21 protein-coding genes are annotated in these 26,422 nt (G+C 34.5%); 4 read left to right on the forward strand and 17 right to left on the reverse strand.

Annotation, left to right across the window (positions count from 1 at the left end; genetic code table 11):
* The first annotated feature begins 234 nt into the window (after positions 1-234).
* Positions 235-519, forward strand: coding sequence for a DUF2188 domain-containing protein (locus ABJD27_RS14145; RefSeq protein ID WP_348168714.1), 285 nt, complete (start codon positions 235-237; stop codon positions 517-519).
* Here ABJD27_RS14145 and ABJD27_RS14150 read toward each other — a convergent pair.
* The 9 genes from ABJD27_RS14150 to ABJD27_RS14190 all read right to left on the reverse strand — a co-directional run bounded on the left by ABJD27_RS14150 (position 516) and on the right by ABJD27_RS14190 (position 13,474).
* Positions 516-3,482 (reverse strand): HsdR family type I site-specific deoxyribonuclease, encoded by a 2,967-nt coding sequence (locus ABJD27_RS14150; RefSeq protein ID WP_348168711.1) that lies wholly within the window; start codon positions 3,480-3,482, stop codon positions 516-518. The two genes, ABJD27_RS14145 and ABJD27_RS14150, sit on opposite strands and share 4 nt — an antisense overlap.
* Positions 3,483-3,493: 11 nt before the next feature.
* Entirely contained in the window at positions 3,494-4,588 is a 1,095-nt protein-coding gene (locus tag ABJD27_RS14155; RefSeq protein WP_348168708.1) for an RloB family protein, read from the reverse strand.
* The gene (locus tag ABJD27_RS14160; RefSeq protein ID WP_348168705.1) at positions 4,581-5,849 is read right to left on the reverse strand and encodes an ATP-binding protein; all 1,269 of its coding nucleotides are present in this window, start codon (positions 5,847-5,849) and stop codon (positions 4,581-4,583) included. The genes ABJD27_RS14155 and ABJD27_RS14160 overlap by 8 nt, the downstream gene beginning before the upstream one ends.
* A 104-nt stretch (positions 5,850-5,953) precedes the next feature.
* The gene (locus tag ABJD27_RS14165) at positions 5,954-6,925 is read right to left on the reverse strand and encodes a hypothetical protein (RefSeq protein WP_348168702.1); all 972 of its coding nucleotides are present in this window, start codon (positions 6,923-6,925) and stop codon (positions 5,954-5,956) included.
* Positions 6,926-6,928: 3 nt separating this feature from the next.
* Positions 6,929-8,116: a restriction endonuclease subunit S gene (locus ABJD27_RS14170; RefSeq protein WP_348168699.1), complete on the reverse strand. Its 1,188-nt coding sequence runs from the start codon at positions 8,114-8,116 to the stop codon at positions 6,929-6,931.
* Positions 8,116-9,582 carry a class I SAM-dependent DNA methyltransferase gene (locus ABJD27_RS14175; RefSeq protein ID WP_348168696.1) on the reverse strand — a complete coding sequence of 489 codons (1,467 nt, stop codon included), beginning with the start codon at positions 9,580-9,582 and terminating at the stop codon, positions 8,116-8,118. Before ABJD27_RS14175 ends, ABJD27_RS14170 begins: the two co-directional genes overlap by 1 nt.
* Positions 9,583-11,391 (reverse strand): DUF262 domain-containing protein, encoded by a 1,809-nt coding sequence (locus tag ABJD27_RS14180; RefSeq protein WP_348168693.1) that lies wholly within the window; start codon positions 11,389-11,391, stop codon positions 9,583-9,585.
* Position 11,392: 1 nt separating this feature from the next.
* Positions 11,393-12,874: a class I SAM-dependent DNA methyltransferase gene (locus ABJD27_RS14185; RefSeq protein WP_348168691.1), complete on the reverse strand. Its 1,482-nt coding sequence runs from the start codon at positions 12,872-12,874 to the stop codon at positions 11,393-11,395.
* A gap of 174 nt (positions 12,875-13,048) precedes the next feature.
* A complete protein-coding gene (locus tag ABJD27_RS14190) occupies positions 13,049-13,474 on the reverse strand; it encodes a hypothetical protein (protein ID WP_348168688.1) in 426 nt (141 codons plus the stop codon).
* Between the two features lie 146 nt (positions 13,475-13,620).
* On the opposite strand from ABJD27_RS14190, the gene ABJD27_RS14195 reads away from it, so the two are divergent.
* Both ABJD27_RS14195 and ABJD27_RS14200 read left to right on the forward strand, forming a co-directional pair.
* Positions 13,621-14,049 (forward strand): hypothetical protein, encoded by a 429-nt coding sequence (locus ABJD27_RS14195; protein ID WP_348168685.1) that lies wholly within the window; start codon positions 13,621-13,623, stop codon positions 14,047-14,049.
* Positions 14,036-14,938, forward strand: a complete 903-nt coding sequence (locus ABJD27_RS14200; RefSeq protein WP_348168682.1) for a hypothetical protein — start codon at positions 14,036-14,038, stop codon at positions 14,936-14,938. The genes ABJD27_RS14195 and ABJD27_RS14200 overlap by 14 nt, the downstream gene beginning before the upstream one ends.
* A gap of 143 nt (positions 14,939-15,081) precedes the next feature.
* On the opposite strand, the gene acs is transcribed toward ABJD27_RS14200, so the two are convergent.
* A complete protein-coding gene (gene acs, locus ABJD27_RS14205; RefSeq protein WP_348168679.1) occupies positions 15,082-16,989 on the reverse strand; it encodes an acetate--CoA ligase in 1,908 nt (635 codons plus the stop codon).
* A gap of 182 nt (positions 16,990-17,171) precedes the next feature.
* Between acs and ABJD27_RS14210 the strand changes: the two genes are divergently transcribed.
* On the forward strand, positions 17,172-19,391 hold the full coding sequence (locus ABJD27_RS14210) for an ATP-binding protein (protein WP_348168676.1): 2,220 nt from the start codon (positions 17,172-17,174) through the stop codon (positions 19,389-19,391).
* A gap of 44 nt (positions 19,392-19,435) precedes the next feature.
* On the opposite strand, the gene ABJD27_RS14215 is transcribed toward ABJD27_RS14210, so the two are convergent.
* The 7 genes from ABJD27_RS14215 to ABJD27_RS14245 all read right to left on the reverse strand — a co-directional run bounded on the left by ABJD27_RS14215 (position 19,436) and on the right by ABJD27_RS14245 (position 26,387).
* On the reverse strand, positions 19,436-20,224 hold the full coding sequence (locus ABJD27_RS14215) for a hypothetical protein (protein ID WP_348168673.1): 789 nt from the start codon (positions 20,222-20,224) through the stop codon (positions 19,436-19,438).
* Positions 20,225-20,233: 9 nt separating this feature from the next.
* Complete coding sequence (locus ABJD27_RS14220; RefSeq protein WP_348168670.1) at positions 20,234-21,964, reverse strand: sodium:solute symporter family protein; 1,731 nt, start codon at positions 21,962-21,964, stop codon at positions 20,234-20,236.
* Positions 21,965-22,083: 119 nt separating this feature from the next.
* On the reverse strand, positions 22,084-22,344 hold the full coding sequence (locus tag ABJD27_RS14225) for a DUF4212 domain-containing protein (protein ID WP_348168667.1): 261 nt from the start codon (positions 22,342-22,344) through the stop codon (positions 22,084-22,086).
* Between the two features lie 123 nt (positions 22,345-22,467).
* Complete coding sequence (locus ABJD27_RS14230) at positions 22,468-22,836, reverse strand: pentapeptide repeat-containing protein (protein ID WP_348168665.1); 369 nt, start codon at positions 22,834-22,836, stop codon at positions 22,468-22,470.
* 8 nt (positions 22,837-22,844) lie between these two features.
* Positions 22,845-23,180: a hypothetical protein gene (locus tag ABJD27_RS14235; RefSeq protein ID WP_348168662.1), complete on the reverse strand. Its 336-nt coding sequence runs from the start codon at positions 23,178-23,180 to the stop codon at positions 22,845-22,847.
* A gap of 30 nt (positions 23,181-23,210) precedes the next feature.
* Positions 23,211-24,572, reverse strand: coding sequence for a mercuric reductase (locus ABJD27_RS14240; protein ID WP_348168659.1), 1,362 nt, complete (start codon positions 24,570-24,572; stop codon positions 23,211-23,213).
* Positions 24,573-24,659: 87 nt separating this feature from the next.
* A complete protein-coding gene (locus ABJD27_RS14245; RefSeq protein WP_348168656.1) occupies positions 24,660-26,387 on the reverse strand; it encodes an amidohydrolase family protein in 1,728 nt (575 codons plus the stop codon).
* Between the last annotated feature and the right edge of the window lie 35 nt (positions 26,388-26,422).

Below are 26,422 nucleotides of genomic sequence, written 5' to 3' on the forward strand. Positions count from 1 at the left end.
CGATACATTTTCTCATACTTCGAAACCACTCAGCCACCTTACGTTAGTTTTCAAATTCGGGACTTCGGTACAATTTCCACTTACGCGAAAATCACTCAGTCACCTTGTTCTAGTTTTCAATAATCATAGGACATTGGGTGATTTGCTGGAAGCAAATTGTACCGAAATGACCGAATAACTAAATAGATCAAAATGCTAAAAAGCAGTATCTTCAACATCTATAATTACAATACTATGCCCAAAGACAAATCCTGGAAACAGCTCATCTTAGATCTTGCAAAAGCCATCTCTGAAAGTTTAAGTGGCACATCGAGAAAAAGAACCTGGCATCAACATGTAGTCCCTTATGAAGATGGTTGGGCGGTACGTCGTGAAGGGAATAAACGGATTACCTCCAAGCATCGTAAACAGAGTACCGCCATTAACAAAGCCAAGGTTTTAGCTAAAAGAAAGAAAGCAGACGTCATTATCCATCGTGCGAGTGGTGGGATTCGAGAACGGATCGGGTATGGGGATTAATAATATTCTTTTATATAAGCGTAAGCCCTCTCAAACAAAATCTGATCTTTATGGAGCTTATATTTAAGCAACGCTTTTCTAAGTGATTTTTGCACTTCACGTTCACCAGAACTTGTTTTTTGCCATCCATCAAAACGAACAATTCTAACAATAGCATCGATGTCTTCAACAATACGCTCCACAACTGCTGGTGTTTTATCAGTTTTTAGTTCTATAAACAATTCAGTTAATGCTGCTTTTGGTGTTTTTTCAATTAATAATTCTTCTAGTTCTTTCTCTGCTTCAACAGTTTCTTTTGCCAATTTACAAAGCTCTTTCACAAATTCTATTGAGGTAATTAACCCCTGTTCCGCTTGATCTCGAAGTTCTTCAAGACGCTCACTTAAAGATTTAAATTTAGGATTCCCTGCATTCTTTTTGAAGCGTTTTATTAGAAGTTTTTCTAATTTTTTAGCACTTTTCGGATCTGGATTATTAAATATATCTTCAATAACATCAGCATCTAGTATAAATTCGTCCAAGTGATGTACTTCTCCCACATGTACATTTTCATGAATCAACTTCGTCGTTTCTGCTCCTAAAGAAAACCAGAGTAACTTCCCAATGTTATCAGCCGCTGGCCTCACCGATTCAAATACTTGAGACAACCATTTATAATCTTCTTGATAAAGATTTAAGATGGTGTCTGGAGATAAAGACTCCCATAGTTTGGACAGGTACTTATAATCTTTCGCGAAAGCATCTTTTTTATCATTGTTATGAATAGCATTTTGTGCCGCTTCCAAACCTTCAAAACCATCTAGAGTTCTATCAACACCTATAAAGTGAGACAAGGTTTCTTTCATAGTTTTTGGCAATTTATCTCTTAACTCTGATAAGTTAGAGATGACTGTTTGTATACTTTCTTCATCAAACTGCAATGCTTTTGCGGCATCATCAAATACACCAAAATAATCTACAATTCTACCGAAGGATTTTTCAGGATATAATCTATTGGTTCTACAAATTGCTTGAAGTAGTGTATGATCTTTGATCGATTTATCTAGATACATAGTTTGTAAAATAGGCGCATCAAAACCTGTTAAGAGTTTTGCTGTTACAATGATGAATTGTAAATCAGACAATGCATCATTAAATTCATCTACAATTTTTTCTTGCTGCCCTTTATCAATTCCCCATTTTTGTTTGAAATCTAATTTATCATTAGCTGAAGTAGAAAAAACAACACGACTTGCTTCTACAGGAAAGTACTTATCCAGTTCTTCTTTATATTGTACACATGCATACCGATCTGGAGTTACAATCATTGCTTTAAAACCATGTGGTGCCACTTTCTCTTTAAAGTGAGTAGCAATGTCTTTCCCAATTTTAGCCACACGTTCTGGTGATTTTAAAAAGGCAGCCATTTTAGCCGACTTCTTATTTAAAGCATCTGCTTCTTCATCGGTTAAAGCGGTGCTTTCTTTAAATTCTGCAAAGGCTTTATCCAGTGTTTCTTTATCTACATGTACATCTACTAGTCGTGGTTCAAAATGTAATGGCAAGGTTGCATTATCTCTAATAGAATCATGGAAGGTGTACCGTGACATATATCCTCCTTCGTCTTCTTCTGCACCAAAAGCCCAAAACGTATTTTTATCTGCTTTATTCACAGGAGTTCCTGTTAAACCAAACAGAAAGGCATTTGGTAAAGCAGCACGCATTTGACGTCCTAAATCACCTTCTTGTGTTCTATGTGCTTCATCTACCAGAACAATAATATTCTCTCGCGTATTCATATTAGGTTTGGCATCCCTAAACTTAAAAATCATAGAAATGATAATCTTCCTTGTATCATTTTCTAATAATGTTTGAAGCTGTTTAATATTATCTGTCGTCTCTACATTAGAAATATCTGCGGCGTTAAACGTGCCTGTGATTTGGGTATCTAGATCCGTTCTATCAACAAGTACAATAACCGTTGGACTTTTCAAGTCTTTCTCGCGTCTTAATTTTTGAGCAGCAAACACCATTAATAAGGATTTCCCCGATCCTTGAAAATGCCAGAGGAGTCCTTTTTTAATCTTTCCTTCTTTTACACGATCTACAATTTTATTTGCTCCTTCATATTGCTGAAATCTAGGGATTATTTTGATACGTTGTTTCTTTTTATTAGTCGTGAATAAAGAGAAGTTTTGTAGGATATCTAATACCCGTTTTGGATGTAATAAATCTGATAATTCTTTCCCTACTTCGCCAAGTCCTAAACGTTTTGCAATAGCATCTTCATCATTTTCTAATCGCCAAGGAGCCCAATAATCTAAAGGCGTTCTAATCGCCCCATAATAGAGTTCTTTGCCTTCTGTAGCAAAGGAGAACACATTGGGTACAAATAATTGTGACACAGCATTCTCATAAATATCATGGACTTCATGTGCACCATCTAACCAACTTACAGATGGACGAATGGGCGTTTTTGCCTCCCCAATAACCACAGGAATCCCATTAATGAATAATACGACATCTGGGATTTTGGTTTCTCTATGATGAATACGAAACTGTGTCGTGGCTATAAAATCATTATTCTTTAACTCTTCAAAATCTATTAATCGTACAGGCACATGACGATTATTTTCGCCGAAAGGCATGGTTTTATCACCTTGTAACCATTTGAAAAATTCTTCATTGGCACGTACTAAACCTACTTGATGCACAGAAATTAAGATGGCACGCAATTTATAAATTACCTCATCTGCCAGATCTGGATTTTTTGTAATGGCTGGATTTAAACGAATTAAAGCTGCTTTTAGATCACTCTCTATCAAAACCTCATTAGTGGAACGCTGTAATTCTTGTGGGGATTTGTACTGCCAAAAACGACCATATAGTACAGCATCTTCTGAAACCTCATTTGCATTTAAGTTAACTCCTGTGAGTTGCTTAATGATGTAGTTTTCTACACTGTTTAGTTCGTTGAAAGACATAAAAGCCTAATTTAAAGTTCTGTTATACAATAGCTATTAAACGATTTCTTATAACCAACAAAAACTGGTTTAAATTCATCAATACTACTTAAATCAAATTCAATCATATGAATTTGGTCATTCTCACCTCTGCCAAATACATGTCTGGGAATAAATTCATTTAGATTAGCATCAATATCAAATAGGCATATTAAATCTGTATTAATTATCTCTGTTTTAATTTGAAGAATTTCAATACGAATAATTAATATTTCTATGTTTCTTTCAAAACTTATTCTAAAATTCCCAATATTTTGATCCTCACTAAATTCAAACCAGATAAAATCTATCTTATCTAAATGTAATAATTTATAAACCAACCTGTAAACTGTAGTAATTGGATTTAAATCATATATAGGTGATTTATTTTGGGAATACGTTTTCTTTAATTCAATTGCTCTAATTATCGCTTGATTAACATTAATGTGGTAATCTTCAAAAGAGAAATCCTTTTTGCCTTTTAAATAATTTAAATATCCTTCTGCTACTATTCTTCCACAAACACAATTATCTCCATCACAATCTGATACATGAGTTTTATTCCCGCAAAAATGATAATCCTTTTTACCATCATTAACAGTTCTACACATTGCTCTTTCAAAAGCTATATTACTTGCTTCAAAATGCAATAAAATCCAAAACTCAAAAGCTATACAGCTAATACCAATATTAACATATTTCCCATCAATGTCTTTATAAGCTAATTCAAATGCTTCTTTATGCTTTGGGTGTCCATCCTTGTCATAAATAGCCCATGTTTCATCGAATGTAGCATCTATTAAGCCTAATTGAGCTTCTCTTACATAAGCAACTGGTTGTGCTTTATACTCATCTTCTACTAATGAGTTTTCTTTCTTTTCTTCTTCCGATAGAATTAAAGCTCTTCTTTTAGATCCTGTTCGTTTTTCATATTGATTTCCAACTTCTAATTCAGGTGGTCTAGGTTTAATTGTAATTTGAACTTCAATCCCTTTTTCAATTAATCTATCATTTAATTTTTGAAAATACTTCGGTTCAGTACCTGTTCCTTCACAAACTATTAATATGTTTTTATTAAAACTACTCATCCAATTGAAATAGAGAATCAATAGATTTAATTTTAGGAAGTCCGCCAAATTTTCCTGCTAAATACCATTTTTCAAAAGGGGAATCTTCTCTTAAACCATCGAAGTCTTGCAAAGAAAATAATTCAGAACATCCTTTCTCATTTTTTTCAGTTATCCATACTTGATCTCTACGAATCAGATCACGATCTAATAATGAAACATCATGCGTAGTAAATATTAATTGAGCATTTTTAGTGTTAATTTTTTCAGAATGAAAAATCATAACTAACATTTTGGTAATAAAAGGATGTAAACTTGTATCTAATTCGTCAACAATCAAAACACTTCCATTCTGAATTGCACTTAAAACTTTAGCCCCTAAAGTATATAAAGATTGTGTTCCTGTTGATTCTTGATCCAAAGGAATACTTTTTTCCCCTTTTAAAGATTCATCATCAAAAAAGTCATGAATTCCAAAAACTAAAAATGGATTATTTTTTAAAAATCTCAGATTAGTATCTTCGTCATTAATTTTTTCTATATCTATTCCATTAACTTTTGTATCTGCCTCTTTTATTAATTGTTGAACTTTGTTTTTTAACTCTAAGTTTTCGAATAATTCCTTGTCTACTTTTCTTCTTAAAAATTTCTTATGACCTTCACTTGTTGGGTTTATTACCTCATAAGACTTAAAATACAAATACACTTCTGTGAGTAATTCATGTGGTTCATCATCACTAAATTTAGAAAGTAAGAGTTGATTTTTAAATATTGTCATCTCCTTTTTACCAATACTATCACCTAAATATCCTTTATGAAATATACTATTTGAATTACTCTTTTTATTACGAGTAAAAAGTCTTGTGGTTTTTCCATTTGGGTAATAGTTTAACTCTTCGTGTATTATTTCATCAAACAACACACTAAAACTATAGTTATATTTTATCTGACTTGGTCCTAAAAATGTAAAATCGAAACTACATGGCTCTTCTTCACTCTTAGAATTAAAAGTAAATGGGTCAAAAATCCTTAATTCATCATCTACTTTTGGTTTATGCCATATTAAATTTAACATTTCAAATAAAGCTCTTATAGTATTAGATTTTCCAGACGCATTTGCTCCATAAATAATAGATGACTTTAATATTTTAAATTTTTGATTAGCCGAATTTTCTATCTCAAAAAAATTTTCCTTCTTTTGATCAGAAGAATTAGCCAACATTGTATGAATAGTACTTTTACGGAATGATCTAAAATTTTCAAATTTAAAATCAATTAACATAGTTTATCTTTTTGTTTTATAAGTCCAAAAATAGCTTTAAAAATCAATTAAATTTGATTTTTATTGGTTTTATCTTAATTTTTTGAAAATTTATAACATAAATATCAAATTAAACTGATTTTACAATTTTCATAAATAATCTTTTCCATATCCCATAAAGCACCTTGAACACTAGCTAAGATATACATGTGTATATCAGACTCAGAAATTTTACTTAATTCCATATTATAATCATAATACGTTTTCAAATTCTGTTGTTTATCATCTATATAAATTTTCATTGGTTTTCCTTCAAGATCGACACCTTCAATACGCTCTTTATGTATCTTAAAATCAGTAAATGTGATGATTAAAGGATCAGGATACTTATGTTCTTCATAGAGTTCTCGCACTTTTGTTGTCAATGGATTTATATAAAGTAACAGTAATTTATTATTTTCAAACTCACGGTATTTAAATGTATGGAAGCCATCTATTAATATTCTTTGATCTTGAAATTCTAATACATGTAAGCTCTTTTGAAATGCAGATAATGCAGTCTCTAATTGATTATTTTTTTGATGAAACTTTTTTAGTGTCTTTGTATCTAAAAACAATTGATTGATAATATTAATAAATAACCTCGCATTTGCGTCTGTATGCCCCATCACCCCCACAAAACCATGTCGATCAGGGTGCATTTTACTATTTCTAAGACCTCTTGCTCTATTAAAATCTGATTTTAAAAATGATAGCTCATCTATAGCACACACTTCATCAATTAACGTGCTTAAATTTTTATCACGAACAGTTCCTGTTCTATTAGGAGGTAACTTTAAATCAATATTTAGTTCTTTTGCTTTTAATTTTACCGTCATCTCCATAACCAACAGTGCTTTTGACATTGCTTCATCATACATAGGGTAATGAAAATAAGAATGCGCCATAATATGACTTATCGTCACATAAGACTTTACGATATCTTCTGGTACACCATCATGAAATTTTCCAACCACAACATACTTCGCAACAAATGCTTCTTTGGTTTTAGTTCCTAAAACTTCCCATGTTTCATCTGGCTCATAATATTCTTCCATACCCTAAAACACCTGATTAATTAAACTCTTTTGTAAAGCTTTGGAATTTGAAATTTTAGATTCAAGTTCTAATCTAGTTTTTTCATATTCTAATAATTTTCCTGTAATATTTATCATAATGTTTTTTGAAGGAATTACGACCTTAAATCTTCTTATTGAAGATTTTGAAATTTCTAAAAAAGTACTTCCACCAGCGAGTCTTGTTAACTCACTGGTTAGATGTTCTAAAAGGAAATAAAGAAAATAGTTATTTACCTTTTCATTACAAATGAAATTTGAAAAGCCTTGATTTGTAGCCATGGGAACATCATTAATAATTGCATAACCAATGGTTGCTCTTGAACAATATAGTAGTGAACCTGCTGGATAAAGTCTATTAGATATATTTTTTAAGCCACTTTCTGTAATATATTCTCTAGTTCGATCTAGTAATATTTTATTATGTTTTGTTACATCTGTTGGTGTTAACCAAGGAATACTTCCATTCCAGAACTCTGGTTCATTTCTTGAAGGTGTGGATCCCCCTGTAATATCTGCGATTTCGGAAAGACGATAAATTTTATAGTCTTTAGGTAATTTATTTTTAATTCCATTTTTATATTTAATAAGCCATTTTTTTTTAAATGCTTTTTTAGAAATACTAACTTTTCCCAAAACCTCATTCTCTCTCTCAATCACATCATCCATCGCCCAAAGTAATTTAGCAAGTTGGACTTGTTGGTCTTTTGATGGGAGTAGGAATTCGTAATTGGCAAGATCCTTAAACTTTACGCGAGGTGATAAACCACCAGCAGAGTGTTTAATAGCATAATCAAAAAACTTATCGTTATGTACTATAAATGGTAATAATTCTGGTAATAGATTTTCTTTTGCCCTAAATACGGTTATATCTCCAGAACAAATACCACTAAATTGAGCTTGAGCCGCTTTTTTTAAATAGGCTCGTCGTCTTCCAAATAATACATCATCTACATCAAACTTCTTTGTAAATGTGGTGCTTTCTTCAATACTGTTTGATTTTCGAAGATGAATATCTTCACTCGTGATATGTTCTAAACCAACAACATGCTTAATTTTATCTCCAATAGGATCTTTTGTAGATTCTTTAGGTTCAAAAACTACATCTCCAAATTTGACTTGTTGCCAATTTGATTTATCTATTTTAATTTTCTTATCCAATATTTCTTTCATTAATCTTCAAGAATTTCAAATAGTTCACTCATAGACTTTTTCAATTGCTTTGATGAATTTTCCCAATTACCGTAAACATCTTCAAACTTGTCTTTAACTTGCATACTTAAGTGTTGTGTTCTCACATACAAACTAATAGACATATTCCCATTGTTAGAAAGTACTTCTTCATTAGTCTGTAAAGCAGCAAAATTCTCTTTACTTGTAAAACCTTGATAGGCTTTAAATATCTTATCAATATGTTTTTCTTCTAAAAAACCCATTGTTTTTTCTTGCTTTACTTCTTCCACAGCATTGATAAAAAGGATTTTCCCTTTCTTCTCTTTACTTTTATTGTTTTTTGTAATTAACAAACAAGCTTCCATTGGTGAATTATAGAATAAGTTTGGCCCTAAACCAATCACACATTCTACTAAATCTTCTTCAATCATTTTCTTTCGTAACACTGCTTCTTTATCTCTAAACAACATCCCATGTGGCCACAATGAAATAGAACGCCCATTTGTAGCATTTAAACTCTTTTGGATATGTTGTTGGAAGGCATAGTCTGCACATCCTTGTGGAGGTGTTCCCCAAAGATTCCGTCCAAAAGGATCATTAGTAAATGCTTTTTGATCCCATGCTTTGATGGAATAAGGTGGGTTCGCCAGGATCACATTAAAAGTTTTTAAGGTATCGTTTTCTAAAAAAGCAGGTTGTGCTAAGGTATCGCCTCGAACAATGCTAAACTCCTCTATACCGTGCATAAACATATTCATACGTGCGATGGCAGAGGTAATGAGGTTAATTTCTTGTCCGTATAATTTAAGGGTTCTGTATTCTTTTCCTTCATCACGCAAATGTAGGGCGCAGTTTAAAAGCAACCCTCCAGAACCACAGGTTGGGTCGTACACGCTTTCTCCAGGTTGTGGGTCCATGATCATGGTCATGAGTTTTACAACGGTACGATTGGTGTAAAACTCGGCTGCGGTATGTCCAGAATCGTCTGCAAATTCTTTAATTAAATATTCGTATGCATTTCCTAGCTGGTCATCGGGGACGTTTTCTAAATTGAGTTTGTGTTGTGAGTAATGTTCTATAAGGTTGGTTAAGGTTGCATCGCTTAATCTATTTTTATTGGTCCAAGAGGCATCTCCAAAAATACCGTATAAGGTTTCTGGATTGGCTTTTTCTATAGCACGCATAGCGTCTTGTATGGCGACACCTACATTTGTTGTGGTTTCGCGTACGGTGTTCCAATGGGCATTTTCAGGTACGATAAAATGATGGTTCTCGGCAAAGGCTGCATATTCTAAATCGCCATCACTTTCTTGCAATGCTTTTTCAAACTCTTCGTCATATACATCACAAATACGTTTAAAAAACAATAACGGGAAGATGTATTGTTTGTAATCGCCTGCATCTATGGTACCACGTAAAGCGGTTGCTGCTCCCCAAAGGTATTTTTCTAGGTTTTGTTGGGTCATTTAGTTTGGAATATTATTTATAGTTTCAGTTTCAACAACCTTAACATTTAATATTTCTATTAATTTTTGTTTTAACAACTCTCTTCTTGCATCATAAAAGTTTACAAAATTTGAAAATGTAACGCTTTCATCAACGGGAAAGAAATGCATATGTTTAAAGGCTAATTGCTCTTGTTCTGACGGGTAAGCTTCTTCTAACCATACATCTAACTTCTTTGCATTCTTTTGTTTATTCTCAACAGCTTCTATTAATTGTAAATTTGGCAAAGAATTATATCTTGAGATGTAAGCTTCTCTTTCATCAAAAGTTTCAATTCCAAATTTCTCCAATTTCTTATGAGTAAAAAAGGTTTTTGGATGCATATGATCTTGATGAAATTCATAACTTCCTTTTAAAGGATAAATCAAACTAAGGACCATAAAAGCAAATGAACTACCGTAATTAGTAGTTAATAGATGCTCTATATTATCTTCATAAAATTCTAAGGACTTATTATTCCCTTTGTATCTTTCTATTAAAGCTTCTAAAGGAAAATCTCCTTCATTTTGATTTATAATGTTTCTATAAACAGGATATAAACTATCTGGCGTGCCACCAAATACTTTTTTAAGTAAAGCGCGAATTAGCCATTCTTTTATTAGTTTCCTGTTATTTTCTTGACTTGAATGGTTTAGTAAATTAGATTCTGAAATACCATGTTTTTTAATAAAGTAAGCAATGGGTATAATAGCATTATTTGCAGTTAACGCTTTATTATTGAAACCAAAATGATAGATTAGTTTTATAGTGGATGTAATCGCACTTGAAATATCATCCCATTCATCTTCAATCTTACTCATGTTTTCTGAGCTAAAATTGTCTACATGAAAACGAATATCTTTTATATTAGACAAAACAAGACAGGATTTTAATACAATATCTTTGTTAAAAGAATACCCTCCTCCAATTGCGTTTATTTTATCTACAAATTCATGTATTATTTTTCTAGCATCTTTCTTTTTCCATTGCGCTGTTGCAATAGACAATAATAAATCAGAATAACTCAACTTTGTTCCTCCACTATTAATTCTAATAAAAATTTGAAGTACTTTATCTAGTTCTTCACTTTTCTCTAAGAAGAAATTTATGGTTTCATTTTCACAAATTACTTTGAATAATTTTGAAAGCGTATTCATTGAAAAATCAATTTCATTTTGAGTCCATAATGAACTATCCATTAATTTGTTTTTCACTAAAAACTGCATTACTTCGGTTATATCTTTAAATCCAAGAACATCACCTACTTTAAGCCAAAAATACTTTTTTTCTGTTTCATGCTCATACCAATTCAAATCATCCTCTGACAAAAATTGAAAATCATATTCTCTATCTGAATCTGAAGATTTCTCTAACAAGTTTACATACAATTTCTTTGTAGGGAAAGCATAGTCACTACTCCATTGGTATTTAGGTAATTTTCTGGAATCACTTCCTTTAAGTCCAATATATAAAGAAGTTAGTCTTTGCTGTCCATCTAAAATGGCTATTCTATCTTTCTCTGAACTTATATCTGCTGGTTGATTATGTTTATTATCTCTTTGATGATAATCTTTCAGAAACCGATAAAACTTAAACTTATCAATATTTTCAGATTTTACTTTCCAAAATAAAAAAGTGCTAATTGGATAGTCTCTCATTAAAGAATCAAATAATGTTTCAATTTGATAAGTTCCCCAAACAAACTCCCTTTGTATTGACGGTAGAATAAATTCTTGATCCTGTATAGCTGTGATAGCTTCTTTTATGGTTATTGGTTTTTCGTAAGCCATACTATATAAACTCTTTTAAAATCGTTTTAAATTTCTCCTCTGCTTTTTGACTTTCGCGCCAAGCGAGCTTTAAATCAGCTAAAGCCTCCTCTACGTTAGGTAAATTATCCTCAATAATCTTTTCTACATATAAAGGGATATTCAAATTGAAATCATTTTCTATAATCTCATCGATGCTTGCCACTTTTACATAGTTTTCTACATCATCATACGTATGATACCAATCAAACAATTGGTTTACATGAGTTGTCTCTAAGTAGTTTTGTGCACGACCCACTCTTACTTGATCTGATCCATCAATAAACAGTACTTTATCTTTTTTCGAGGCTTCTTTATTTTGTTTGAACACCATCACACAAGCAGCTAATTGTGTTCCGTAAAAAATATTAGACCCCAAACCAATAACGGCTTCTAACAAATCATCTTCTAGGAGTTTCTTACGGATCTTTCCTTCTGCTCCTTTTCTAAATAAAGCGCCATGAGGTAAGACCACTGTCATACGACCATTACTATTCATTGATTTTATCATGTGTTGTACCCAAGCCATATCCCCATTTCCTTTTGGTGGGACTCCAGCGATGTTTCTACCATAAGGATCATTGACCCAATTTTCTGCTCCCCATTCTTTTAACGAAAAAGGAGGGTTTGCAATCACACAATCAAATGTTTTTAGACCATCGGCAGCAAAAAAAGCAGGGTTTTTTAAGGTATCTCCTCGGGCAATTTGAAAGTCTTCTATGCCATGCAAAAACATATTCATTCGTGCGATAGAACTAGACGTCAGGTTTTTTTCTTGACCAAACAATCTAAGCGTTCTATAATCTTCTTTATTTTCTTTTAAATGATCTACACATTCTAAGAGCATCCCTCCTGTCCCGCAGGCAGGGTCGTAAATGGTTTCGGCTTCATGCGGGTCTAGTATCAATCCTAATAAATGCACCACCGATCTAGGGGTGTAGAACTCTCCTGCTTTCTTGTTTGTTAAGTCTGCAAAGTGCTTGATTAAATATTCATAGGCATTTCCTAACATGTCTGGTTCAACCAAAGAGTTGGATAAACTATACTGCGAGAAATGCTCTATTAAATCTATTAATAATCGATCTGATAATTTGTTTTTATTACTCCATTGGGCATCTCCAAAAATGCCATATAATAATTCTTGGTTGGCTTGCTCAATACCTCTCAATGCTTTTTCAATCACGAGTCCAACATTTACTGTAGTTTCTCTTACATCTTTCCAGTGACATCCTTCTGGAATTTCAAAGCGATGAAATTCTGGCAAAGAGGCATATTCAATATCTCCATCCGATTCTTCAAATGCTTGTTGGTATTCTTCATCATACACATCTGATAATCGTTTAAAGAATAGTAATGGGAATATATATACTTTAAAATCTGAGGCATCTACGGGTCCTTTAAGAATCCAAGCTGCTTTAGATAGGTATTGTTCTAGTTGAGAGAGCGTAATCTTTTCTTGAGGCATTAATTTGTATCTATTAGGTTACTCTGTAAATATAAAAATCCCATACCACAACACATACCGTATTGCAGTACAATTTTACTTTGAATTTAGGGGGTGAAAACTTGAAACGTGAAGATACGTTTTTCTGTAAAGAATGGGGTTACGGGTTTCCGTAAAGGATTGTTTATAAAAGAGCTACAATAATTCTTCTTTACACATTCTTCCCGGCATTTGTACATACTCACCTTTAATCGTAGCAGAAGCAATAATATAGGCACAGCTATCTTCGATTTTTGTAATTTCTACATAGGTGACTGTTTCTTTAAAGGAATCACTATCTATAAAGTCTGGATCATTATGACTAGATATGTAATGGAGTTCATAGGTACAATCACTTGTCCACACCATTTTTACAGTCGCTTCTGAGACTTCCCCATTAATCTCTACAACCTCTCTTTGCTCATCACCTTGACGTATGATCAAGGTTTCAAAGGGAATATTTTCCTCCATTGGAATAATAAAAGAGCCTTCTTTAAAATCTGCACAGGTTAATACGCTTTGTTGGGCGTGTGATAGTACACAAGCATATAGGGTAAGTAAGCAGCTAAAAATGTGTTTCAAGATTGATTTTCTGTGAAGATACGGTTTTATGGATTTTCATAAATCACTTACTACAAACACATTCCAATTAAAATACTTAGTACTGGGTATGTTTTCATTAAGCTTCTCCAAATACTTTTGAGGTAACACAAATTAAATTGAAAATTATGGATGACATTAATATAGATTTTAAAGTAAGTAAACAGGAAGGGGCAATAATAGTGGGAGCTCTAATGAACTTTTATAAAAACAGTAACAATAGAACTACTAAAGAGAGTTTAGGTCGTATAATACAAGATATTGAGCGAGACCTTCGAATTAATGATTTAATTTTTGGTCGCTTGGTTACAGGTATTAGACCTGTTGTGAGAGGCCCTATAAGACGCAATAGCGATATCGCATTTGATCTTGGGTTAACAATAGGCTATAGAAATACCTCTCTCAGAGGAATAGCTAATAATATTTTGCTTCAATTATTGAATAAATTCAAACCTACTCAGAAAACAAAACAACTTACTCGAAAACAAATTGTTTCCTGTCAACAAATAAGTCATTTAATAACTCTTATAAAAAATTCATTCGATGCGGCTCGTTAGTATTTTATTCATAATGTGCTGTTTAAGTATACAAGCACAAGAATCAGAAAAGAAAAAAAAAGATCTTCCATTTAATATTACTATTGCCAATGCTCCCGATAATGTATATACACGATCATTACCTGCAACCTTTATAACAACATTTCCAGAAAATGATACCATACCTAACAGTTTTGCTATTAATGGATATATAGGGCTTTCTAGGGAGTTTAACAATTTTGAGTTTATGGCAACTGCAGAACTACACAGAAACACTCTTATTTCCAGTAAACAGTTTACGCAACAATATGGAATTGTAGGGAAATATTATACTAATTTTAACCTCTTTAGTATTCCTTGGATCATTACTCCAGAAGTCTCTATAAAGTATTCTGAAGATAAAATAAACGATAAGAAAGGTATGCAAGTTTTGGGTTATATTCCAATTGAATATGATCTAGCTAGTGGTAATAAATTTTTAAACCTCCTTGAACCAGGCGGAATATTCCCAGGTGAATCTTCTAATGTATCTAAATGGATTCAAATCAAGCATACAAATAGTTTTGGTCTAGAGTTTATAAACTATGAAGATATATTACTTTTCAATGCAAGTTTCTCTTTAGAATTATATCCTCTCAGCGGATTACTTAAAAAGCAATTTGGACAATTTAACATTCTTCAGTTACGCTATAGCATTGTTGAGCGAGCTAAATTAAATGATCAAGAAACTGATGTTTTTGTTGGTACTTTCAGATCATTTGCCGCCAACTTACAATACAAAGTTGATCCTAAAGGCAATACAGCTTTATCTCTTGGGTATGAATATAATACCGGAGGAAATCCATTAAAAGGTCTTGCAGACACTTCTTTTGGTCAACTTAAGTTATCAATTAAAGCTAATTTTAATTAAACTCTTTCAGTAAAACAAAAATAGAGTAATACTCTATTTTTGAATTGGACTACTAAGTTGGCATTTCGCGAAAGCGAAATCAATCAAAAAAATCTCTTCTCCCTCGAGGGAGAAGGTTAGGATGAGGGGAAACACATGAGGGATTACAAAGCCTCCTTAATCACTGTCTCCACCACTTCTGGATTCAGTAACGTACTAATATCCCCTAGTTGATCGCTTTCTCCACATGCAATTTTACGAAGAATACGGCGCATGATTTTTCCAGAGCGGGTTTTAGGAAGACCTGTTGTAAATTGGATTTTATCTAGTTTGGCGATTGGTCCTATCTTTTCAGTGATAATTTGATTGATCTCTTTACGAAGGTTATCATGATTACGACTTTCGCCTGTTTCTTTTAGGATTACGTATCCGTACAGTGCATTTCCTTTAATATCATGTGGGAAGCCTACGATCGCACTTTCAGCGACAGCAGGATGTTCATTGATCGCATCTTCTATAGGTGCGGTACCAAGATTATGTCCAGACACAATAATTACGTCATCTACTCGCCCAGTGATTCGGTAATATCCCGTGGCATCTCGTAAAGCACCATCACCTGTGAAGTACTTTTTCGCGTAAGCGGAAAAATACGTATCCATATATCGCTGGTGATTTCCCCAGATAGTACGCGCCATGGATGGCCATGGAAATTTGATACACAGACGACCATCTACCTGATTGCCTTCAATCTCCTTCCCTTCTGCATCCATCAATGCAGGTTGAATTCCAGGTAATGGCAAAGTCGCAAATGTAGGAATGGTAGGTGTCGAAAACGGAATCGGACTAATCATAATCCCTCCCGTTTCGGTTTGCCACCACGTATCTACAATTGGACTCTGTTTCTTTCCAATATTATCATTATACCAATGCCATGCCTCTTCATTTATGGGTTCGCCCACGGTCCCAAGAACCTTAAGCGAAGACAGGTCATACTTCTCTACAAAATCAAGGTTCTCTTTTGCGAGAGCTCGTATCGCTGTAGGTGCGGTATAAAATTGTGTGATCTTATGTTTTTCTACAATTTGCCAGAATCGTCCCCAATCTGGATACGTAGGTACACCTTCATACATCACTGTCGTAGCACCATTTGCTAGCGGTCCATACACAATATAACTATGTCCCGTAATCCACCCAATATCGGCAGTACACCAATACACATCATCCTCTTCATATTGAAACACATTCTTAAAACTATATGCACTATACACCATATATCCTCCCGTGGTATGCACCATTCCTTTCGGTTTTCCAGTCGACCCAGATGTATACAAAATAAACAAAGGATCTTCTGCATCCATCACCTCAGCTTGACATTCTGTAGAAGCAGCATCTAGTAACGGTTTCACCCAGTGATCACGCCCTTCTTTCATGGCAATGTCTGAATGAATTCTTTTAACAACCAATACATTTTCAATCGTAGGTGTACTTTGTAAAGCATCATCTACAATGCCTTTAAGATCTATAGTTTTGCTTCCGCGAAAAGAGCCATCACTCGTAATCACCATCTTGCACTCAGCATCATTAATTCGAGTGGATAAAGCCACTGCAGAAAATCCTGCAAACACTACTGAATGGATAGCACCTATTCTCGCACAGGCGAGTACTGAGATCGCCAACTCAGGGATCATAGGCAAGTAAATGCAAACGCGATCTCCTTTTTTAATGCCTTTTGACTTCAATACATTGGCAAACTGATTAACTCGCTTATGGAGTTCGTTATACGTAATATGTTCTGCTGGATCGTTAGGATCATTTGGTTCAAAAAGAATGGCTGTTTTATCTCCTCCAGTATCGAGATGTCTATCTATACAATTTTCTGTAATGTTGAGTTTTGCGCCTTCAAACCAACGTACTTCTGACGTATCAGGATTCCAATCGAGAACACGATCCCATCGTTTTTGCCAAGTAAAATTCTCGGCTGCTATCTGCTCCCAAAATGTTTCTGGTTGATCAACAGAATGACGATACACTTGAAAATACTGTTCTAAATTCTTGATTTGATATAAATTCATAGGTCAAAAGTTAGCTTTTTATGATCTCTAAAATTACTACTTTAAATGCCTACATACAACGCCCTTTCACTAACTTTCAAAACATTGCTTATCAAGAGGATAAAGTCAGATTCTTAATAAGAACATAATATCGTATCTATTTAAAAATAAAATAGTTATATTTCTAATCCCAAATTTATTACATGCTTAGGATAGTTTATATATCCATAATTTTCCTTTGTGTATTCCCATACACTCTCTTCTGTCAGGCATCTCAAAATACAGAGAGTCTTGAAGATACCACACGTACATATAATACTGAGCAACTAGACTCTATGACAAAAGTCATGCGTGATCATTTTTATGAAGCCAACTATGATAAGGTCATTGAGCAAACGCCTGCACTTATCAAAAACGCTCGAGCAATTAACGATACCGTAAGCAAAAGACGCCTTACTTCTGTACTTGGAAATGCCTTTATACAACTAGACGATATTGAGAAAGCGAGCGAACTTTTTAATGAAGTGCTTACAAATGCTATAAAAACAAAAGATACGCTCGCCATTGTAAGCTCATATATCAACCTAGGAAATACGTACATCAATGCAAATCCTAAACAAGCGATCACGCATTTTGAAGATGCATTAGATTTAGGGATGATTATGGAAAATAACATGATCATTTTTATTGCACAGAATAACCTTTCTGAACTCTATGTTGGGATTCAAGAGCCAGAAAAAGCACAATACTATGTAGATAAGGCTTTACCATTAGTACTTAACCAACTAGAAGATAATCAAGAGGAATACCTAGCAACTGTATATCACGTACAAGGAGCTATTCATTTACAACAAGAAAAGTACGATCAAGCTATCAAGTATGTTTTACAATCTATTGCACTAGGAAAGGATAATTATCAAGAAGAAACACTACTCAACAACTATAAACATCTCATAGATGCATATGATAAAACGGGACAGTACGAAGCCCTTAATGTTATCCGAAAACAATATGATTCTCTAAGAGATCGACGCTATGAAGCAGATATTATCCGCCAGCAGCAAATCGCGCGTTCCAGATTTAATCTAGATCAATATGAACAAAAGCTACGCGCATCTCAATTAGAAAATCAGCTCTCACAACAAAAGGCATCTAAGAGCAGACTCTTATCCATATTCTCACTTACCATCGGAGCCATCTTACTTCTTTTATTGAGCTTGTTACTCTATGTACGTCGCAAGCGATTTAAGCTCTTAAAGGATTTAAGAATTAAAAACCAACAGTATTTAGAAGCCAAAGAAAAATCTGAAAAACTCGCTCAAGCTAAAACAAAATTCCTATCCACAATTAGTCATGAACTCCGCACACCTTTGTATGGTATTATCGGATTGTCTTCGGTATTAATTAATAATCCAAAGCTTAAAGATCACTTAGAGAATCTTACATCTCTCAAGTTCTCGGCAGATTATCTTCTGGCACTTATTAATGATGTATTGCAATTAAATAAACTAGAATCTCAAATAGGGCAAGAGGTACAAAATTCCTACTTCAAGATAGAAAATCTAGTGTATTCTATCTTACAAACCTTTGAGTTCATTAATCAGCAAAACAACAACGCAGTACACGTTGATATAGATCCTAACATTCCTGAAGTGCTTTCTGGAGATCAAATGAAAATCTCTCAGGTACTTATGAATCTGATAAGCAATGCCAGTAAATTTACCCAAGATGGCGCCATTACAATCTCTATAAAATCGGCAGGAAAAAAGGATCAAAAAACAGCTATTGCATTCTGTATAAAAGATACTGGAATTGGAATTCCAGAAGAACAACAAAGCAAGATTTTTGATGAGTTTGCACAGATCACAAACTCCAGTGATTATGAAGGCACAGGACTTGGCCTTCCTATTGTAAATAAAATCCTAACATTATTAGGGAGTACATTAACCTTTGAAAGCAGTTATGGTAAAGGCACTACATTTCGATTTACAATCCCTTTTGACGTAGGCTTAGAGACAGATCTAGAGCGTATAAAAGAAAATACGCTTGATTATAAAAGGCTAGATCAAAAAAAGATCCTTATCGTAGATGATAATAAAATTAATCAACTGGTAACCCAAAAAGTTTTAGAACAATACGGGATACAACACCGTACCGCAAGTAATGGTCAAGAAGCACTAGATTTGGTAGAAGAAAACGCTTTTGACATCATCCTTATGGATGTCAACATGCCTGTGATGAATGGACTAGAGTCTAGTAAAGCCATGCGTGAACTAGAGGTAGAAACACCTATCATTGCACTTACTGCGATCAACTCTACAGATCCAGAAAAAGACTTTGCCTCTTTTGGAATAAATGACGCAATTATTAAACCATATAAAATAGAAAAGTTACTGGAGTTGTTATTAAAGTATCTTCATTAGGTGGTATACGCTTTCGCGAAAGCGTACTATAAACAATAGTCACTTCACATAATATCTCGCGTTAGATTAAGAACCATAAATAGATCTGTTAATCTCGCAGGTCGCGTTGTTTTTATAAAAAGATGCCCTGGCATAATTTCTACTTCTATATGTTTATGTTTATTCACTAATTGCATCATATTTTCTATCGACCTCGTTGTTTTGGTTTTTTGAATAGTAAAGCACTCATAGTTTTCGACCTTAATATCATCATCAGATTGGATTGCATCAAAAAATCGCTCTGTTTTGGTTTTTTCTTTAAAAACATAATGTCCAGAAATATTGGTCACAGGAATCCATGTAGAAATTAATGTATCTCCATGGGTACTTAATAGTATTGCTGTTATTTCATCTTGTTTAAAATGGTCATCATAACTCCAATACTCAAGTTGTTTTAAAAGTTCAAATTTCTCAATTTGTTCATATTGCTCCTCAGAAAAAGGGCCTTCAACACGCTTAAAGCCTTCTTTTACAAACTCTTTTCTAATCGTATAATCTATATAATCACTTTCTGAAAAAGTTGCTTTAACATCTTCTGCACTAATCTTATTCTTGGGGTCATATACATCCCATATTCCAGACTCTGCTTGTTCTAATGTGATATACGTATCTGTTTTTGGATCATATATTCTAGGATCTGCCATCCTTTTTTTCTCCTTTTCTTCTTCAATCTTCTGTCGCTGTTTAAGCAGCTGTTTCTTCTTCTTATATTCCTCAGGAGGAATAAGGAGGCGAAATAATATAATAATGATTGCAATGACTAAGCCACCTATTACTATGTTTACAATTTCCATCTACAAAAATTAATGGTCACTTGCTTCTCCTGCACCGCTAGGAATTCTAATATTTTCTACAATCTCTTGTACTTCTTCTGGCGGTGGTGGTGTAAACCTATTGACAACGATCGCAACGACAAAGTTCACGAGCATGGCGATACTTCCAAAGCCTTCTGGAGAGATCCCAAACCACCAATCTCCTTTGAGTCCAGCAACGGCTTCTTTACCTCCGTCAAAAATGCCAAACTTAAACTTAAGCATATAGAATAGCATCAAACTAATCCCCACAATCATTCCAGCGACAGCGCCTTCTTTATTCATCTTTTTATAGAAAATCCCCAACACAATAGCAGGGAAGAAAGAAGCGGCAGCAAGGCCAAAAGCAAGTGCAACTACAGCGGCAACAAACCCTGGCGGATCGATTCCAAAATAACCTGCAATTACCACAGCAACTGTTGCTGCACCACGTGCAATCCAAAGTTCTTGTTTGTCAGTAAGATCTGGCTTAAATGTTTTCTTCACAAGGTCATGAGATACCGACGATGAGATTACTAATAATAATCCAGCGGCTGTAGAAAGTGCCGCAGCAAGAGCACCAGCAGCAACTAGGGCAATTACCCAAGCAGGAAGGTTTGCAATTTCTGGATTTGCCAATACCATAATATCACGGTCTACCGTAAGTTCGTTTGCAGGGTGTCCATTTTCTGCTTTCGCGAAAGCGTTATACTGAATCTTCCCATCTCCATTTTTATCTTCAAAAGAAATTAATCCTGTCGTTTCCCAAGTCCTAAACCAATCTGGCATATCCTCATAGGGTTGATCACTTACCGTAGTGATCATATTAGTACGTGCAAATACCGCTACAGCAGGCGCTGTTGTATATAAAATAGCAATTAGTAGTAATGCAATTCCAGCCGATTTACGAGCGTCCTTCACACGCTTTACTGTAAAAAACCGAACAATCACATGGGGTAATCCTGCGGTCCCTACCATCAAGGCTAGTGTAATCATAAAGACATCTATCCTCGATTTTGAACCACTGGTATACTCGGCAAAACCAAGCTCTTGCGAGAGTCCGTTAAGTTTATCTAGTAAATACATTCCTGAACCATCATCTACAGTTCCTCCCATACCTATCTGCGGAATAGGATTGCCCGTCATTTGTATGGATATAAAAATAGCGGGAACCATAAAAGCAAATATGAGCACACAATACTGTGCTACTTGAGTATAAGTAATTCCTTTCATCCCGCCTAGTACTGCATAAAAAAGAACAATGATCATCCCTATGATAACACCCGTATTGATATCTACTTCTAGGAATCTTGAAAACACCAATCCTACGCCTCGCATTTGTCCTGCTACGTAGGTAAAAGAAACGAGCAACGCACAAAGTACCGCTACGATTCTTGCGGTTTTTGAGTAGTATCGATCGCCTATAAAATCGGGTACGGTAAACTTGCCAAATTTCCTAAGATAAGGCGCGAGTAATAAGGCTAAGAGGACATAACCTCCTGTCCAACCCATGAGATATACGGAGCCATCATACCCTCCAAAAGAAATAATCCCTGCCATAGAAATAAAAGAGGCAGCACTCATCCAGTCGGCAGCGGTTGCCATTCCATTTGCCCACGGAGAAACACCTCCGCCTGCTACATAAAATTCTTTGGTTGATCCGGCACGTGACCAAATCGCAATCCCTATATAAATAGTAAACGTGACGCCTACGAGTATGTATGTCCAAGTTTGTACAGTCATCTATGTAATGGTTTATAAAATGAGTTTATGTGTTTTTATGCTTTCGCGAAATCCCTCTCTGCCTTTCAGGCATCTCTCCCTGAGGGAGAGAATAACAATTTATATTACAGTGTTTTTAATCACTCATCATATCCATGTTTTTTATCCAGTCGATTCATTAATCGTACATAGACAAAAATGAGAATCACAAAGACATAAATAGATCCTTGTTGTGCAAACCAGAATCCAAGCGGGAATCCGCCTATTTTAATGGTGTCTAAAGCGTCTTTAAAAAGAATGCCTGCACCATAGGAAACAAGAAACCAAATCACTAATAGTATAAGTAGATAGCGCAGGTTTTTTTTCCAATAGGCTTTTGAGTTTGTGCGTGATGATTCCATATGAAGATACGTAGTATACTGAGCTTGTTTATAGCTCAAATTATGATACGTAAATTAGCAAATTAAATCGTAACCCATATGGATAGGCGTCACTCCTTTTAAAATGCACCTTTTTTAACGAGTTTATGGATGATTTTTAAACATTTTATCAAAATCGTTTAGACCAACTGTTGCTCCAAAGCAATAATTTTCTTCGAATCGAAAATTCTCAACTTTAGCTCCTTTAAACATTGTAGACTCCACTAAACAATTTTTTATTAGTCCATTTGTTAGATTTGCTTCTCTAAAATCGGCAGTTTTTATATTGCAACTAATGAATTTGGAGTTGGTCAGGTTTGTATTTTTGAAATCTAAAAAAAGAAAGCAATTCTTAAATTCTACTCCTGTGAGATCTTTCCCTGCAACAGACTCATCTTCATGAAAATTCCAATTTTCAAATTGACGTTGACCATTATCAAAAGCCAAAAAAAATTCTTGAATTGTTTTATCCACATTAAAAATCAATTAATCTTTGTCCACTTACCATCAACTAATAGTTCTAATTCCCCATACTGAGAGTTTCCATTTTTTCTTCCTATAATCCTAACTGGTTGAATCCAATCATCTTGACAATATTCAAGTGGATCGGATATTTCCACCCAATCATCTTTTTGAATACCATATTCAGTTCCCATTTCATATGCATCTACTAAATTGCTATAATGACAATCCCAAAAACAAGATGAATCTTCTTCTGTATTGTAACCAAACACAAACACTCCATCTTTTCCTTTGTCAAAAAGCATAAGACGAACAGCGTTTGTATTTATTTTTTTAACAGTTGCGATTTTTCTCATTCCCCCAATTCTTACATCATACGTTTTAATCTACTCTACAGCCTTAAGACGTTCCAAGGATGTTGGAATGAGTTCTGATACGGTAGGATGTAATACGACAGAATCTTTGATCAGGTCATAAGTTTTGCCTGCATACATCACATTAAGAATGCTAGTCACAATCTCATCACCTCCGGTTCCTAAAATAGTGGCGCCAATAATTTTATGGGTATCGGCATCTACTAGGATACTCATAAATCCATAGGTTTCTCCTTTTTCTTTGGCACGTGCAATTCTAGACATCTCACGTCTTCCTTCTAGTACATTAATTCCTTTCTGTAGTGCTTCTGCTTTGGTCATGCCACAGCGTCCTAATGGTGGGTCTACAAAAAGACCATATGTTTGAATACGATCTGATATTTTTCGCTTCTTATCACCGAATAAATAATCTTCTACAATCTGATAATCATTGTAAGCGGTATGGGTAAATGCGCCCTTGCCATTACAATCTCCCAATGCAAAAATCCCCTCTACATTGGTACGACAATAATCGTCTACTTCTATAAAACCTCTTTGTGTTGTTGTAATTGAGGTGTTTTCTATGTGTAATACATCTGTATTAGGCACTCTACCTATGGCTAGTAATAGATGTGATCCCTTTATGATTGTATCATCATTTATAGTTAATGTCACCTCATCATTCTGATAAGAAGGTTCAATCTTCTTAGCATTAAACACAAAATTGATTCCTTCTTCTTTTAAGAAGGTATGAATCTCTGCACTTACTTCTTCATCTTCTCTTTTGATGATTCGGTCTCCTCGTTCTATAATAGTTACCTCGCTTCCAAAGCGTCTAAAAATTTGTCCAAATTCTAACCCAATATAGCTTCCTCCAATGATCACTAAGTGTTTTGGTAACTCTGTAAGATCAAGTATTGATTGATTGGTAAGATGTGGAATGTCTTTATACTCTGCAGGTACAAAAGGTCTTCCTCCTACATTGATGGCTATTTTTGGCGCTGTGATATGCTCACCATTTATGGCAACAGTGGTGTCGTTTACAAAATGAGCCGTTCCTTTATAATAGGTAATGTTCTTATGATTTTCTACACCATTTGTAATTCCTTTTACAGATTTTGCAATGAGTGCATCCTTTCGTTCTTTAATCTTAGGGATGTTACTTTTAAAACTTCCTGAAAAATCAACACCTAATGCTTCACTCTGTGAGATATCCCACATTCTTCTTGCACTGGCAACATAGGTTTTTGTAGGGGTACAACCTACGTTTAAACAGGTTCCTCCGAGATGTTCCTTTTCTATAAATGCGACTTTTTGGCCTTTACTTGCCATCGAAAATACTAGCGGGGTTCCTGCTTGGCCTGAACCTATAATTATACTGTCAAATTGCTTCATCGGTATTGAATTTATAAAATATTGTATTAAATCTCTTTGTTGAGTACGCTCCTGCCTGCCGGCGAGGCAGGTTCGCGAAAGCGTATATCATTCTTTCCCACTTAAAAAAGTAACCTTTGCGATTTTACCATCTTGTATTTCATAAATGGCGATTACATCAGAATATTGATCTCCAAAACGAACATGTTCTCTATCTACCACTTTGTTTCCAAGAACTATACGGTTTTTGATCTCACAATAAAGATTAGGAACACGATCAAACATGGTGGAAAATTGACTTCTTAATGCTTCTTTCCCTTTCATTCCAGGTTTGTTGGGAAAGTCAAAAATCTCAATATTATCTGCATACGTATCTACAAAAGCATCTATATCTCTCGCATTATATGCATTTACTTGACGTTGTACGATTTGCTCAGGTGTTTCTTTAATAATATCAGAAGCGTATAAAATTGTCCCGTCTTTAATAACAGATTCTATCGTATTAAGATGTTGAATATCTGTTATCGGATTCTTTTCTAATACTATGATATCGGCAATTTTTCCTTCTGTAATACTTCCTAATGTAGCATCTAGACCAAAGCCTTGAGCTGCGTTTATAGTTGCTGCTTTTAATAATTGTGCATTGGTAAGTCCTCCTCTTTCCATGGCTTCTACTTCTTGAATATAGGAAGAAGCATGCATGGTTCCTATATTTCCTGCATCGGTTCCTGTGGCGATATTGACGCCTCGATCTTGAAGGAACTTAAGGTTCTTTTCCATAAGAGCCGTATTAGTGTCGTAATACGCTAGAAAAGCTTCTGTATTTCCTTGAAAACGTTGTAAAACTGCTGGCATCGTTTCTTTTGTGTATCGTTGTACATCTGTAAGAGAACGATATGTTGTAGGGTTGGCAAAGTTCAAATCTTGAGGATGGTTACTTGGCGTTCCTGCAAAAGTGGTAAAGTAATTTTTTGAAACAATTAATGTTGGTATATACGTGACATTATTATTTTTGAGTAATTGGGCAAATTCTTCTGTAACTTCCTTATCATCAACACTGTGCACAAGAATATCTGCTCCTGCTTTTATCGCTAGCGTTGCCGTATTGAGTTGCGTCGCATGTACCGCAAGTTTAAGGTTATTATCATGTGCGAGTTGTGCAATATGTTGTACAATAGGATATGTTTTCTCAGCAGGTATCGCTGGACTCGCAATGTACCAGATTTTAATAAAATCTGGTTTATAAGGTAACATCTTATTAAACAATGCTGTTGCATCATCTATCGATGTGATTTTTTCTATAGGGACATCATCTATCTTTGCAAGGGCTTCTGGTTGATATGGAGAAAACAATGGGCCTGTCACATATACATTAGGCGACATATTTGCTGTAGCCATAGCATCGCGAACTTTAAAATTAGAAAAGGGTCCGCCTACATCCATCACCGTCGTAATCCCTAAACGTAAGTAGCGTTTAAAACTATCGTTGACGAGTTCTTCTGCAAATGCTAATTCATCTTCATATGCTACAACATCCGTCATATCCATCGCATCTGGGCGTGTATATAGACTTCCTGTTTGAAAAAAATGAATATGCGTATCGATCATTCCAGGCATTAAATATTTTCCAGAAGCGTCAATAACTTGGTACTCATTTTTATTTTTTACAGTCTTCCTACTCATCGTAGTAATGATGCCATTTTCTATAAGGAGATTTTGTTTTTCTATCAATTTTCCTGTATGTACATCTACAATGGTAGCATTAGTAATCACAAGGTTTTGCGCAGTTAAACAATAGGATAGCAAAGCCATGCAAAGAAGTAAGCTGTATTTCATAATCAATCTATTTTTGGAATTACAAGGTAAGAAAA

It is taken from the genome of Dokdonia sp. (assembly GCF_039945015.1).
Classification (GTDB): domain Bacteria; phylum Bacteroidota; class Bacteroidia; order Flavobacteriales; family Flavobacteriaceae; genus Dokdonia.